At 40.8% G+C, this 13582-nt stretch carries 18 protein-coding genes; all 18 read left to right on the forward strand.

The features are described from left to right. The first annotated feature begins 10 nt into the window (after positions 1-10). Genes fliG through flhB form a run of 18 tightly spaced genes read left to right on the forward strand, consistent with a single transcriptional unit; the run spans position 11 to position 13573 of the window. Positions 11-1027 (forward strand): flagellar motor switch protein FliG, encoded by a 1017-nt coding sequence (gene fliG / locus NST22_RS08730; RefSeq protein ID WP_003231981.1) that lies wholly within the window; start codon positions 11-13, stop codon positions 1025-1027. Continuing rightward, positions 1020-1772, forward strand: a complete 753-nt coding sequence (fliH, locus tag NST22_RS08735) for a flagellar assembly protein FliH (RefSeq protein ID WP_003244804.1) — start codon at positions 1020-1022, stop codon at positions 1770-1772. Before fliG ends, fliH begins: the two co-directional genes overlap by 8 nt. Then, entirely contained in the window at positions 1769-3085 is a 1317-nt protein-coding gene (fliI, locus tag NST22_RS08740) for a flagellar protein export ATPase FliI (RefSeq protein WP_003244825.1), read from the forward strand. The genes fliH and fliI overlap by 4 nt, the downstream gene beginning before the upstream one ends. Positions 3086-3087: 2 nt before the next feature. Beyond that, a complete protein-coding gene (fliJ, locus tag NST22_RS08745) occupies positions 3088-3531 on the forward strand; it encodes a flagellar export protein FliJ (protein WP_003231977.1) in 444 nt (147 codons plus the stop codon). Positions 3532-3542: 11 nt separating this feature from the next. After that, the gene (locus tag NST22_RS08750) at positions 3543-4157 is read left to right on the forward strand and encodes a MotE family protein (RefSeq protein ID WP_003231975.1); all 615 of its coding nucleotides are present in this window, start codon (positions 3543-3545) and stop codon (positions 4155-4157) included. Between the two features lie 12 nt (positions 4158-4169). Then, on the forward strand, positions 4170-5633 hold the full coding sequence (locus NST22_RS08755) for a flagellar hook-length control protein FliK (protein WP_003231973.1): 1464 nt from the start codon (positions 4170-4172) through the stop codon (positions 5631-5633). After that, complete coding sequence (gene flgD, locus NST22_RS08760; protein WP_003231970.1) at positions 5630-6052, forward strand: flagellar hook assembly protein FlgD; 423 nt, start codon at positions 5630-5632, stop codon at positions 6050-6052. The genes NST22_RS08755 and flgD overlap by 4 nt, the downstream gene beginning before the upstream one ends. 21 nt (positions 6053-6073) lie before the next feature. Continuing rightward, positions 6074-6868, forward strand: coding sequence for a flagellar basal body rod protein FlgG (gene flgG, locus NST22_RS08765; protein ID WP_003231968.1), 795 nt, complete (start codon positions 6074-6076; stop codon positions 6866-6868). 39 nt (positions 6869-6907) lie between these two features. Further along, positions 6908-7123, forward strand: coding sequence for a swarming motility protein SwrD (swrD, locus tag NST22_RS08770; protein ID WP_003231966.1), 216 nt, complete (start codon positions 6908-6910; stop codon positions 7121-7123). After that, on the forward strand, positions 7120-7542 hold the full coding sequence (fliL, locus tag NST22_RS08775; RefSeq protein WP_003231964.1) for a flagellar basal body-associated protein FliL: 423 nt from the start codon (positions 7120-7122) through the stop codon (positions 7540-7542). Before swrD ends, fliL begins: the two co-directional genes overlap by 4 nt. 33 nt (positions 7543-7575) lie before the next feature. Continuing rightward, complete coding sequence (fliM, locus tag NST22_RS08780) at positions 7576-8574, forward strand: flagellar motor switch protein FliM (RefSeq protein ID WP_003220879.1); 999 nt, start codon at positions 7576-7578, stop codon at positions 8572-8574. Then, positions 8564-9700 carry a flagellar motor switch phosphatase FliY gene (fliY, locus tag NST22_RS08785; RefSeq protein ID WP_003231962.1) on the forward strand — a complete coding sequence of 379 codons (1137 nt, stop codon included), beginning with the start codon at positions 8564-8566 and terminating at the stop codon, positions 9698-9700. The genes fliM and fliY overlap by 11 nt, the downstream gene beginning before the upstream one ends. A 25-nt stretch (positions 9701-9725) precedes the next feature. After that, the gene (gene cheY / locus NST22_RS08790) at positions 9726-10088 is read left to right on the forward strand and encodes a chemotaxis protein CheY (protein ID WP_003244957.1); all 363 of its coding nucleotides are present in this window, start codon (positions 9726-9728) and stop codon (positions 10086-10088) included. A gap of 14 nt (positions 10089-10102) precedes the next feature. Then, positions 10103-10762 (forward strand): flagella biosynthesis regulatory protein FliZ, encoded by a 660-nt coding sequence (gene fliZ / locus NST22_RS08795; RefSeq protein WP_003231958.1) that lies wholly within the window; start codon positions 10103-10105, stop codon positions 10760-10762. Beyond that, a complete protein-coding gene (gene fliP, locus NST22_RS08800) occupies positions 10755-11420 on the forward strand; it encodes a flagellar type III secretion system pore protein FliP (protein ID WP_003245692.1) in 666 nt (221 codons plus the stop codon). Before fliZ ends, fliP begins: the two co-directional genes overlap by 8 nt. Before the next feature lie 14 nt (positions 11421-11434). Beyond that, the gene (gene fliQ / locus NST22_RS08805; protein ID WP_003220888.1) at positions 11435-11704 is read left to right on the forward strand and encodes a flagellar biosynthesis protein FliQ; all 270 of its coding nucleotides are present in this window, start codon (positions 11435-11437) and stop codon (positions 11702-11704) included. A gap of 7 nt (positions 11705-11711) precedes the next feature. Beyond that, complete coding sequence (fliR, locus tag NST22_RS08810; RefSeq protein WP_003245510.1) at positions 11712-12491, forward strand: flagellar biosynthetic protein FliR; 780 nt, start codon at positions 11712-11714, stop codon at positions 12489-12491. Then, entirely contained in the window at positions 12491-13573 is a 1083-nt protein-coding gene (gene flhB, locus NST22_RS08815; RefSeq protein WP_003231949.1) for a flagellar biosynthesis protein FlhB, read from the forward strand. Before fliR ends, flhB begins: the two co-directional genes overlap by 1 nt. Positions 13574-13582 lie beyond the last annotated feature (9 nt).

Here is a 13582-nt window from a genome sequence, read left to right on the forward strand (position 1 = left end):
GGAATTAGAAATGGCGAGACGTGATCAAGATAAGCTTACAGGAAAACAAAAAGCAGCCATTCTCATGATTTCCTTGGGGTTAGATGTGTCAGCTTCTGTCTATAAGCACTTAACCGATGAAGAAATTGAAAGGCTTACTCTGGAAATATCAGGTGTTCGAAGCGTCGATCATCAAAAAAAGGATGAAATCATAGAAGAATTTCATAATATAGCCATTGCGCAAGATTATATTTCTCAAGGCGGTTTAAGCTATGCAAGACAAGTTCTGGAAAAGGCGCTTGGAGAGGATAAGGCGGAGAACATTCTAAACAGGCTGACTTCTTCTTTGCAGGTTAAACCATTTGATTTTGCCAGAAAAGCGGAGCCAGAACAAATTTTGAATTTTATCCAGCAAGAGCATCCGCAGACGATGGCGTTAATCTTGTCTTATTTAGATCCAGTGCAGGCCGGGCAAATTTTATCCGAGCTGAACCCTGAAGTGCAGGCTGAGGTTGCGAGAAGAATCGCGGTCATGGATAGAACGTCTCCAGAAATAATTAACGAGGTAGAACGGATTCTGGAACAAAAATTATCTTCTGCATTTACTCAGGATTATACACAAACAGGCGGAATTGAAGCTGTTGTGGAAGTGTTAAACGGGGTAGACAGAGGGACAGAGAAGACGATCTTGGATTCATTGGAAATTCAGGATCCCGATCTTGCTGAAGAGATTAAAAAGCGGATGTTTGTCTTCGAAGATATTGTCACACTTGATAACCGTGCAATTCAGAGAGTCATTCGCGATGTTGAGAACGACGATTTGCTCCTTTCATTAAAGGTTGCAAGCGAGGAAGTCAAAGAAATTGTGTTCAACAATATGTCACAGCGTATGGTTGAAACCTTCAAAGAAGAAATGGAGTTTATGGGCCCTGTACGTTTGAAAGATGTAGAAGAAGCTCAATCAAGAATTGTAAGCATCGTCAGAAAGCTTGAAGAAGCCGGTGAAATTGTAATAGCAAGAGGCGGAGGGGATGATATTATTGTCTAATATCATTAAACAAGAATCATCTATTTCTCCACAAAAGGAAAAAAGAAAACTTTCTATACAAGAGGTGCGTATTGATCATTCTCACCTTTTGCAGGCTGAAGAGAACCCGGAGGCGCTTATGGCCCGAGTGAAAGAGGAAGCTGACCGGATTTCTGAGCAGGCAAACAGTCATATAGAAAATATTCGCCGTCAAATTGAACAGGAGAAAAACGATTGGGCGGCTGAAAAACAGAAGCTTATTGAAGAAGCAAAAGCCGAGGGCTTTGAACAAGGAGTAGCGCTGGGCAAAGCTGAGGCAATGAAACAGTATGCAGAACTGATCGGCCAAGCAAACAGTATAACTGAAATGTCCAGAAAAGCTGTTGAGGACAAGCTTGAAGACGCTAATGAAGAAATCGTTGAGCTTGCCGTTGCCCTAGCAAAAAAAGTTTGGCAGCAAAAGTCTGATGATAAAGAGGCTTTCCTCCTGCTTGTACAACAGGTTATAAACGAAGTGAAGGAATATGACGATATATCAATTTATGTTGATCCATATTACTATGAGACAATCTTTCAGCAAAAAGATGAAATCCAGCAGCTTCTTTATAAAGAATGTCGGCTTGGCATATATGCTGATGAAAAAGCTCAAAAAGGAACCTGTTATATTGAAACTCCTTTTGGCAGGGTAGATGCGAGTGTTGACACACAATTGATGCAATTGAAAGATAAACTTCTGACAGCGCTGGAAGCAGGTGCAGCTGAATGAAGACACAGAGTCTGATAGATTGTATAGAAATGACAGACTCGTATAAACGGTACGGAAAAGTCAAGCGGGTAATCGGCTTGATGATTGAATCAAAAGGGCCAGCAAGCTCAATTGGTGACCTGTGCCTGATTTATGCAAAAGGACAGTCTGGGAAAGTCATTAAAGCTGAGGTAGTCGGCTTCCAGGAAGAAAATATTTTGCTTATGCCTTATTTAGAGGCTGCGAGCATTGCACCTGGCAGCATTGTAGAAGCTACTGGGGAATCACTTCGGGTTAAAGTTGGGACCGGACTGATCGGACAAGTCATCGATGCTTTTGGAGAACCGCTTGACGGAAAGCTTCTGCCGAAAGGGCTTTCGCCTGTATCAACGGAGCAATCACCGCCTAACCCGATGAAACGGCCGCCTATCCGTGAAAAGATGGGTGTTGGAGTCAGATCAATTGACAGCTTGCTGACAGTCGGTAAAGGCCAGCGGATTGGAATTTTTGCAGGAAGCGGTGTCGGAAAAAGCACCTTAATGGGGATGATCGCCAAGCAGACAGAGGCTGACTTAAACGTCATTGCACTTGTCGGAGAACGCGGACGAGAGGTTCGGGAGTTTATTGAAAAAGATCTGGGGAAAGAGGGGCTGAAACGATCGATTGTAGTCGTTGCCACCTCAGACCAGCCAGCATTAATGAGATTGAAAGCGGCATATACAGCGACTGCAATTGCCGAGTATTTCCGAGATAAAGGCCAAAATGTCATGTTTATGATGGATTCTGTTACAAGGGTGGCAATGGCGCAGCGAGAGATTGGACTGGCTGCAGGAGAGCCTCCGACGACAAAAGGCTATACACCTTCAGTGTTCGCTATTTTACCTCGTTTACTAGAACGAACAGGTGCAAACGAGCATGGAACCATTACGGCATTTTATACAGTGTTGGTAGATGGGGATGACATGAATGAGCCGATTGCCGATACCGTACGCGGAATTTTAGACGGGCATATTGTGTTGGACAGGGCGCTTGCCAATAAAGGCCAGTTTCCTGCAGTTAACGTACTAAAAAGCATCAGCAGGGTGATGTCAAACATTTCAACAAAACAGCATCTGGATGCGGCAAATAAATTCCGTGAACTTTTATCGACATATCAAAATTCGGAAGATCTCATTAATATCGGAGCTTACAAAAGAGGATCATCCAGAGAAATTGATGAAGCGATACAATTTTATCCGCAGCTTATTCAATTTTTAAAGCAGGGAACAGACGAACCGGCTTTATTGGAAGAAAGCATTGCTGCATTAACTAGTTTGACAGGAAATGAGGAATAAACGTGGCTTATCAATTTAGATTCCAAAAGCTGCTGGAACTAAAAGAAAATGAAAAAGACCAATCCTTATCCGAATATCAGCAATCAGTTTCTGAATTTGAAAACGTTGCTGAAAAATTATATGAGAATATGAGCAAAAAGGAATTGCTGGAACAAAATAAGGAAAAGAAATTAAAAAGCGGCATGAGTGTACAAGAAATGAGGCACTACCAACAATTTGTCTCAAATCTTGATAATACGATCTATCACTATCAAAAGCTTGTCATTATGAAAAGAAATCAAATGAATCAAAAACAAGAAATTTTGACAGAGAAAAACATTGAAGTGAAAAAGTTTGAAAAAATGCGTGAAAAACAGTTTAAAATGTTTGCTCTTGAAGATAAAGCTGCAGAAATGAAAGAAATGGACGATATTTCGATTAAGCAGTTTATGATTCAAGGCCATTAGGAGCGAATGTAATGTCCGGCAAAAAGAAAGAATCAGGTAAGTTCCGTTCGGTTTTGCTTATCATTATCCTCCCGCTGATGTTTCTATTAATCGCAGGGGGGATTGTTCTTTGGGCTGCTGGTATCAATGTCTTAAAGCCGATACAGGATGCTGCGGCAAAAACGCCGGTTCTTAAAGAATTGGTCCCTGAAACCGAAAATAAAAAAGGCGCAGCATCAAGTAAGGATAGCAGTAATACGGCAGCTCTGGAAAAGACCATTAAGGATCAAAAAAGTGAAATCAGTATATTGAATAAAGATTTAGAAACAAGTAAATCAGAAATCGACAGGCTCAATCAAAAGATCCGTTCACTTGAAAAGACGGCTGAGGATCAAAAAAAGTCATCAGAAGATCATACTGAAGGATCAGCAGACTCGAAAGCTTCTTCTGAAAATGACAAAGTGATCAGTGTGTACAAAAGCATGGACAGCGGAAAGGCTGCTAAAATTATTGCCCAATTAAAGGAGCAAGAAGCACTGAAAATATTGAATGGCCTAAGCAAAAAGCAGCTTGCTGACATATTGGCGAAAATGACTCCTGAGCAAGCAGCAACCTATACAGAAAAAATTGCTGCCAGCCAAGAATAGGGGGAATGAAAGGTGAAGCTGCTTGAATTAGCCGGACCTTTGCTGCAAACCACAACGGGTTCTGCCGCTAAAAACATGAAAAGTAGCCAGGGAGTTTTTCAAAACTGGCTTATGTCTGAGGCTGGATTGAAGGAACTTTCAGAACAAGGAAAGGGAACTCCTAATTCTGAAGATCAGCTTTTAGCAGATGCGCTTAAAAAGATCGGTGAATGGCTAAATGCAAGTCCTGAAGATCAAGACAAACAAAATGCGGATCTTTTGCAAACATTAAGCAAACTGACAGGGAAGCAATTGGATGCGAATGCTCTGCAAATGTTGCAAAATCTTTTGCAAGCAGTTGAATCAAAAATGTCAGGCGGGACGGATCAATTGCTCACAGAAACGGAGAAAATCTTTTCAGAAGCTAAAACGGCTCTGAGTGCCAATGATTCTGCTTCTGACATTAATGGAGCACTGAAGTCTGATAAAGAGCAATCAAATCAGGAAAATGAAGTATCCGAGCCTGCAAAAGAGCTTATCTATATCCAGATGTTCATTAGCCAGCTCGTAGAAGGGAATAAGCTGACTGATCTCGGGAATGGCAATGAAGCTCATGCCATTTACCAAAATGGAGATCAATTCCTTTCTGCATTAGAAAAGAAGGGTGTATCTCAACAACTAATTCAGGATCTTAAACAGCAAATATTCACTAAAGCTGAGTCAAGTTCAAAACTTTACTCGATGACAGCGTCAGAGCTGAAAAGTTTTCAAAGCTTAATGGATCAAATGTCTATGCTTCCTCAAAAAGGGACCAAAGAATGGAGTTTAGCTGAAAGCCAGCTGAAAGCCTTCTTGTTATCGAAATCATCCGAATCATCACAAGACTTTGGGAAGAGTGTTCTCACACCGCTCTCGCAGAGTTCATCCAGCAAAAATGCATCGGATGTTTCTGGAAGTATTCAGCCTGTAGATAGTAAATCAGGACTCCAAATGCTGTTTTCGGGGTATCGGGGCATAGGAGGAGTTCAAACACTTGATCTGCAGCAGATGTCATCTGATATACCAAATGCCGAAACAAAAACGGTGGCTGATCAAGTGATTAATGCGTGGAAGCAGATGAAATATACGCCTTTCGGCAGATCGACGGGAAGTTTCACTATTCGGCTGAACCCTGAACATTTAGGATTTGTCACAATCAAGCTGACAAATGAAAATGGAATGTTTCAGAGTAAAATCATAGCATCTAGCCAATCAGCAAAAGAATTGCTTGAACAGCATCTTCCTCAGCTGAAGCAATCATTGCCGAATATGGCCGTCCAAATTGACCGTTTTACTCTTCCGGTCCAAAGCGGGGATCAGCCGATATACGGCCAGCTTGCTGATGAACAGAAACAGCAGCAAGAGGGGCAGAGACAGCAAAGACAGAAAAAGCAATCAAATGATTTTGGCGATCTGCTCGATGAAGTGTCGATGGTTGAAATGGAGGAAGAAGAATGACTTCTATAAGTTCAGAATATAAACTGCCTGAAAAAACGAACACTGTGTCGACGAACAACAGCAGCTTGGGGAAAGACGAGTTTTTAAAAATATTAATGACTCAAGTTCAAAACCAAGATCCGCTTAACCCGATTGACGATAAAGAATTTATCAGCCAGATGGCGACTTTTTCAAGCTTGGAGCAAATGATGAATCTGAATACGACAATGACTCAATTCGTTGAAAACCAAGATCCGTTTACAACGTATGTTGATTGGATGGGAAAAGAAGTATCTTGGACTGATGGTAAAAGTGCAACAGATAAAACAGGCACAGTAAGCTCTGTTAAACATTTTAAAGGAAATTATTATCTCGTTCTTGATGATGGGACCGAGATCAGTCCTGCGAATGTCATGTCTGTGGGACAATCATCTAAATAAAAACATCTGGGGGAATATATTATGTTACGTTCACTTTATTCTGGAATCAGCGGTATGAAAAACTTTCAAACAAAGCTTGACGTAATCGGTAACAACATTGCCAACGTAAATACAGTAGGATTCAAAAAGAGCCGTGTGACCTTTAAAGATATGGTAAGCCAAACGATTGCCGGCGGTTCTGCTGCTGGTGCAACAATCGGCGGAACAAACTCTAAGCAAATCGGTTTAGGTTCATCATCTGGCACAATTGATACAATTCATTCAACAAGCGCGACACAAAGCACAGGAAGAACACTTGATTTAGCAATTGACGGCGACGGTTACTTCCGAATTGATACAGGTGACGGGACAGCTTATACAAGAGCAGGGAACTTCTATTTAGATAATACTGGAACACTGGTTACAGGTGATGGCTACCATGTACTAAATATGAATGGCGGAACAATTAAAATTCCTACTGATGCTCAAAGCTTTAGCATTGGTTCTGATGGAAAGGTGTCAATTGTTGATGCTGAGGGGAAAACACAAGACGGGGGACAAATCGGGATTGTTACTTTTGCCAACAGTGATGGATTGGATAAAATCGGAAGCAACCTATACCGTGAATCTTTAAACTCTGGAACGGCCAGTGCAGCGAACCAGCCTGGTGACGGCGGAACTGGTGCTCTTAAATCAGGATTTCTCGAAATGTCTAACGTCGATTTAACTGACGAATTTACTGAAATGATCGTAGCCCAGCGCGGATTCCAATCAAACTCAAAAATTATTACAACATCTGATGAAATCCTTCAAGAACTGGTTAACCTTAAACGTTAAGGAGGGAGGGGAGGCGAGTAATCGCTTCTCCGCTGTTTTATGATTAAAGTAACCCGTTTGAACGGGCAGCCCTTTACACTGAATGCGCTATTTATTGAACAGATTGAATGTTTTCCGGATACTACAATTACTCTGTCAAATGGTAAGAAGTTTGTAGTAAAAGAAGATGAAGAAGCTGTTCTGGAAAAGATCGCAGCTTTCTACCGAAAAATACAAATATTTGCAATGGATCAAGGAATAGAGGAACCGGAATGAAGAAAAAGTTAATGATCATATTACTAATTATTCTTATCGTAATTGGTGCTCTCGGGGCGGCGGCTTATTTTGTTTTAGGCGGAAAGTCCGAAAAAAGTGAAGCGAAAAAAAGTATTGATGAAATCGTTGCGTCTTCTGTTGATGTAGAAGAGATCACAACAAATTTAAAGTCTGATAACATTATCCGTCTTGCTATTAAACTTGAAACTGATTCTGATAAATCAAAAGAAGAACTTGAGAAACGTGATTTCCAAGTGAAAGACGCTGTTATATCACTGCTGGCTGATACGAATGCTGATCAGATTGAGGGAGACAAGGGAAAAGAAACCTTTAAGAAGGAACTAAAAGATAAAATAAATAGCTACCTCCAAGAAGGAAAAGTAGAAAAAGTGTATATTACCTCCTTTAATCTGCAATAAAGCATAATTTGACAGAATACGGAGGTGAGGAAAATGTCAGGAGAAGTTCTCTCCCAAAATGAAATAGATGCACTGCTCTCTGCAATATCAACTGGTGAAATGGACGCTGAAGAGCTGAAAAAAGAAGAAAAAGAGAAGAAAGTCAAGGTTTATGATTTCAAACGTGCGCTGCGGTTTTCTAAGGATCAGATCCGCAGTTTAACGAGAATTCATGACAATTTTGCAAGACTTCTTACCACTCATTTTTCTGCTCAGCTCAGAACCTATATTCACATATCTGTCAGTTCTGTTGATCAGGTTCCGTATGAGGAATTTATCAGATCGATTCCAAACATGACGATTCTGAATCTATTTGATGTTCATCCGATGGAAGGAAGAATTATGATGGAGGTCAACCCCACGATAGCTTATACGATGATGGATCGAGTCATGGGCGGGATTGGAATCAGTCATAACAAGGTTGACAGTTTGACAGAAATTGAAACAAAAATCATTTCTAATTTATTTGAAAATGCACTGGGTAATTATAAAGAAGCTTGGCAGTCAATTGCTGATATTGAACCGGAAATGACTGAGTTTGAAGTGAATCCGCAATTTGTTCAGATGGTATCTCCTAATGAAACAGTCGTGGTGATCTCGCTCAATACTCAAATTGGTGAAATCAGCGGTGTCATTAATCTCTGTATCCCGCATATTGTACTCGAGCCGCTCATACCGAAGCTTTCAGTCCACTATTGGATGCAATCAGACCGAAATGAGCCAAAGCCTGAGGAAACAAAGTCGCTTGAAAAACGTATCATGACAGCACAAATACCTGTCGTGGCCGAGCTCGGCACATCTGAACTGACGATAGAAGAGTTTTTAAGTTTAGAAGTCGGAGACTGCATAACTTTGGACAAATCAGTCACGGATCCTCTTACTGTATTGGTCGGAGATAAGCCGAAATTTTTAGGACAAGCCGGCCGGGTGAATCGAAAACAGGCAGTGCAAATTTTAGATCACGACATAAGAGGTGAACAAGATGGAGAATAATAGATTATCTCAAGATGAGATTGACGCGCTTCTTAACGGTACTGGCAGCACGCTTGATGAGCCAGAGATTCCGGAAGTAGATGACTTATCGGAAATGGAGCGTGATGCGATCGGTGAAATCGGTAATATTTCATTCGGCAGTTCTGCGACAGCACTGTCAACGCTTTTAAATCAAAAGGTCGATATTACGACTCCAAGCGTAACGGTCATTCCAAGAAGTAAAATCAGCGATGCGTTTCCTGAACCGTATGTAGCGATTGAAGTGAATTATACGGAGGGCTTCAGCGGAAGCAACCTGTTAGTCGTGGAACAAAGTGACGCGGCGATCATTGCGGACTTAATGATCGGGGGAGACGGAAAAGGTGCGGACCCTTCACTGGGTGAAATCCATTTAAGTGCGGTTCAAGAAGCAATGAACCAAATGATGGGATCGGCTGCCACATCAATGTCTACTGTATTCAGTAAAAAAATTGATATTTCACCTCCTCGGGTTGAATTGCTGGATGTTACTGAAGAAAAGGGTACAGACCGTATTCCTGATGATGAAATGCTGGTGAAAGTTTCTTTCAACTTAAAGGTGGGAGAATTAATAGACTCCAGCATTATGCAACTTTACCCATTGACATTTGCGAAAGATTTAATTTCAAGCCTTATGAACTCAGAAAGTGCAGAGGAAGAAGAAACGGTGCAGCCTGAAGTTACATACGAACAGCCGAAAGAGCCTGTGACGCCAGAGCCGCGTATTGAACCGAAGCAACAGCAGCAGCCGCCAAAAAGGCAGGGAACAGCAAAAAAAGCAGCGCCAGTTCAGGTTTCACCGGTGGAATTTTCCGCGTTTGATCCAAACGAAGCTGTACAAGCCCCTATTCATAATCTGGATATGCTTTTGGATATCCCGCTTTCGATTACTGTTGAGCTTGGCAGAACGAAGAGAAGCGTAAAAGAGATTTTAGAGCTTTCTGCCGGAAGTATTATCGAGCTTGATAAATTAGCCGGTGAGCCTGTAGATATTTTAGTTAATCAGCGTATCGTTGCCAAAGGCGAGGTCGTTGTCATTGAAGAAAACTTCGGAGTGAGAGTCACTGACATTTTAAGCCAGGCAGAGCGCATTAATAATTTAAAATAACGAAACACAAGGAGAGAGATAGATTATGGCACATAGAATTTTAATTGTAGATGACGCAGCATTTATGCGAATGATGATTAAAGATATTTTGGTTAAAAATGGTTTTGAAGTTGTGGCGGAAGCTGAAAATGGAGCACAAGCGGTAGAGAAATATAAAGAGCATTCACCTGACCTTGTTACTATGGATATCACGATGCCAGAAATGGATGGTATTACAGCATTAAAAGAAATTAAACAAATTGATGCGCAGGCAAGAATCATCATGTGTTCTGCTATGGGACAGCAATCAATGGTTATTGATGCCATTCAGGCCGGCGCTAAGGATTTCATTGTGAAACCTTTCCAGGCTGACCGTGTGCTTGAAGCAATCAACAAAACATTAAATTAAAGGGTGTACGACTGTTGAAAAAGAGTCAATATTTTATTGTTTTTATTTGTTTTTTCGTTTTATTCAGTGTACATCCGATTGCTGCTGCCGCGGCAGACTCTGATAATTCAACTGTAAACGAATGGTTTCAAAAGAAAGATGAAAAAACTGCAGATCAATCAGAGCAAAAGAAAGAAAAAACAACAAAAACTGCTGATGAGACGGAGGGAGCGGCTGCTCCTTCTGTCTCAGCTTTTGATTTTGTAAAGATGATTTTCGCTTTACTGTTTGTTATCGTGCTGATTTACGGGCTGGTTAAGCTCATGAACAAAAGAAATCGGCTCCTAAAGCCTTTTCAATATGTTGAAAATATTGGCGGCACATCGGTCGGTCAGAACAGATCCATACAATTGATCAAGGTCGGGAAAAGTGTGCTCGTCGTCGGTGTAGGAGAGACGATCCAGCTGCTGAAAGAAATTGAGGATGAAAAAGAGATTGAAGTCATTCTCAGTCAGCATGAAGAGGCAATGTCAAGCAAAATAGAGTGGCAAAAGTTTGTGAAGCCGCTTAAGAGTTCTGAACATCAGCCGCAGCAAAAACTGCCTTCATTTTCAAAAGCATTAAAAGAGCAACTTGAAGAGTTAAAACAAAACCGTTCTGAAGGAAAGAAGAAAGGCCCACGTCATCATGAATGAGTTTATAAATATTTTCAGTTCAAGCGATCCGGAAAACGTAAGTTCGACTGTTAAATTACTATTATTGTTAACTGTATTTTCAGTGGCGCCTGGAATATTGATTCTTATGACTTGTTTTACTCGCATCGTCATTGTTCTGTCATTTGTCAGAACTTCACTTGCGACGCAATCTATGCCCCCAAACCAGGTTCTAATCGGGCTTGCGCTGTTTTTAACATTTTTTATTATGGCTCCTACTTTTTCAGAAATTAATAAAGAAGCGCTGACCCCATTAATGGACAACAAAATCAGCTTGGATGAAGCGTATACGAAAGCTGAGGAACCGATTAAAGAATTTATGAGTAAACACACAAGGCAGAAGGATCTGGCGCTGTTTATGAATTACGCGAAAATGGATAAACCTGAATCATTAAAGGATATTCCGTTAACAACAATGGTTCCGGCTTTTGCCATATCGGAGCTTAAAACAGCATTTCAAATAGGTTTTATGATTTTTATCCCTTTTTTAATTATAGATATGGTAGTGGCGAGCGTCTTGATGTCAATGGGAATGATGATGCTGCCTCCAGTTATGATTTCTCTGCCCTTTAAAATATTACTTTTTGTTTTGGTAGACGGCTGGTATTTAATTGTGAAATCTTTGCTTCAGAGCTTTTAGGGTAGGTGCTAAACGTGAGTTCAGAATTTGTAATTTCTATGGCGGAAAAAGCCGTATACGTAACGCTGATGATCAGCGGGCCATTATTGGCTATTGCTTTACTGGTCGGTTTAATTGTCAGCATATTTCAGGCGACAACTCAAATCCAGGAACAGACTTTGGCGTTTATTCCGAAAATCGTGGCGGTTCTCCTGGCTCTCATTTTTTTTGGTCCGTGGATGCTGTCGACGATTCTTTCATTTACAACAGAGCTGTTTTCTAATTTAAATCGTTTTGCAGGGTAATGTAGAGATGAATTCAATTATTGACTTATTTCCTGCTTTTTTATTGGTTTTTATTAGAATCTCTGCTTTTTTTGTAACGATTCCGCTATTTGGACATCGAAATGTGCCAGCTGTTCATCGCATAGGTTTTGCTTTTTTTCTTGCGGTCATTTGTTTCAGCACCATTGATAAACCGCCCTCTTTGGAGATAGATGAGCACTATATGCTTTTGGCGTTTAAAGAAGCTTTGGTCGGCCTATGTCTGGGTTTAATTGCTTATATGATGATTGCCGCAGTGCAGATTGCCGGCTCGTTTATTGATTTTCAAATGGGATTTTCAATAGCAAACGTTATTGATCCGCAAACCGGTGCACAAAGTCCGTTGATTGGCCAGTTTATCTATACGATGGCACTTTTGTTTATGCTGAGTGTCAATGCCCACCATTTGTTGCTGGATGGTATTTACTACAGCTTTCAGTATATTTCAGTTGATCAGGCATTTCCGAATTTCGGCGATGAAAAGTTTGCCTATTTTATTGCGAAAAGCTTTAATGCAATGTTTATTATCGCTTTTCAAATGTCAGCGCCGGTTGTGGCCAGTTTGTTTCTAGTTGATTTAGCATTAGGTATCGTGGCTCGAACTGTTCCGCAGTTAAATGTATTTGTGGTCGGTCTGCCTTTAAAGATCGCTGTCAGTTTCATTATGCTCATTGTATGTATGTCCGTTATCTTCGTCGTTGTCCGGAATGTTTTCAGTTTAACGATTGAAACGATGCGGAATCTTTTAGCATTGGTCGGTGTTTCTTAATGAAGCTTAGAGTTGACCTGCAGTTTTTTGCGGGAGAGAAGACAGAAAAAGCCACTCCGAAAAAACGGAAGGATACGCGAAAAAAAGGGCAGGTAGCCAAAAGCTCGGATGTCAATACCGCCGTTTCTTTACTGGTAATATTCCTTTCGCTTATTGCAATTGGTCCGTATATGAGAGACAGGCTGCTGTCATTCATAGAAACATTTTATACCGAATCGCTCACAATGAAGCTCTCAGAATCAAATGTGCATACATTGTTTGTCAGCTTATTAAAGGATATGGGCATGATACTCGCACCGATCTTGCTTGTTGCTCTTGTTGCAGGAGTCGTAAGCAACTATATGCAGGTTGGGTTCTTGTTTTCTGCTGAAGTGATACAGCCTAAGCTTGAAAAACTGGATCCGATCAAAGGCTTTAAACGAATATACAGTATGAGGGCGATTGTAGAGCTGATTAAATCAATTTTGAAAATCGTAGTCGTCGGTTTTGCGGCTTTTGCTGTGCTTTGGCTGCATTATGGAGAAATTCTCCGGCTTCCTCTCCTGACACCCGAAGAGGCACTTTCTTTCGTTTCAAAACTCACTTTGTGGATGGGACTAAGCGGTGCAGGTGCATTGTTGATTCTTGCTGGTCTCGACTATTTATATCAGAGATTTGACTATGAGAAAAATATCAAAATGTCAAAACAAGATATAAAAGATGAGTACAAAAAATCTGAAGGAGACCCGATTATCAAGTCTAAAATTAAACAAAGACAGCGGGAAATGGCGATGAGGCGGATGATGCAGGAAGTTCCAAAAGCAGATGTCATTATCACAAACCCGACTCACTATGCGATTGCTTTGAAATATGATGAAGAAAAAATGGACGCACCTTATATTGTTGCAAAAGGCGTCGACCACCTTGCGTTAAAAATCAGGAAAATTGCTAAAGAGCATGATGTCATGATGGTAGAAAACAGACCGCTTGCCCGTGCGTTATATGATCAAGTGGAAATTGACCAGGCAGTGCCGGAAGAATTTTTTAAAGTTTTAGCAGAAATTCTGGCTTACGTATATAAAACAAAACAAAAAGTATATTGAATTTTTCGA

It is taken from the genome of Bacillus sp. PS237 (genome assembly GCF_037963345.1).
Classification (GTDB): Bacteria; Bacillota; Bacilli; order Bacillales; family Bacillaceae; genus Bacillus; species Bacillus subtilis.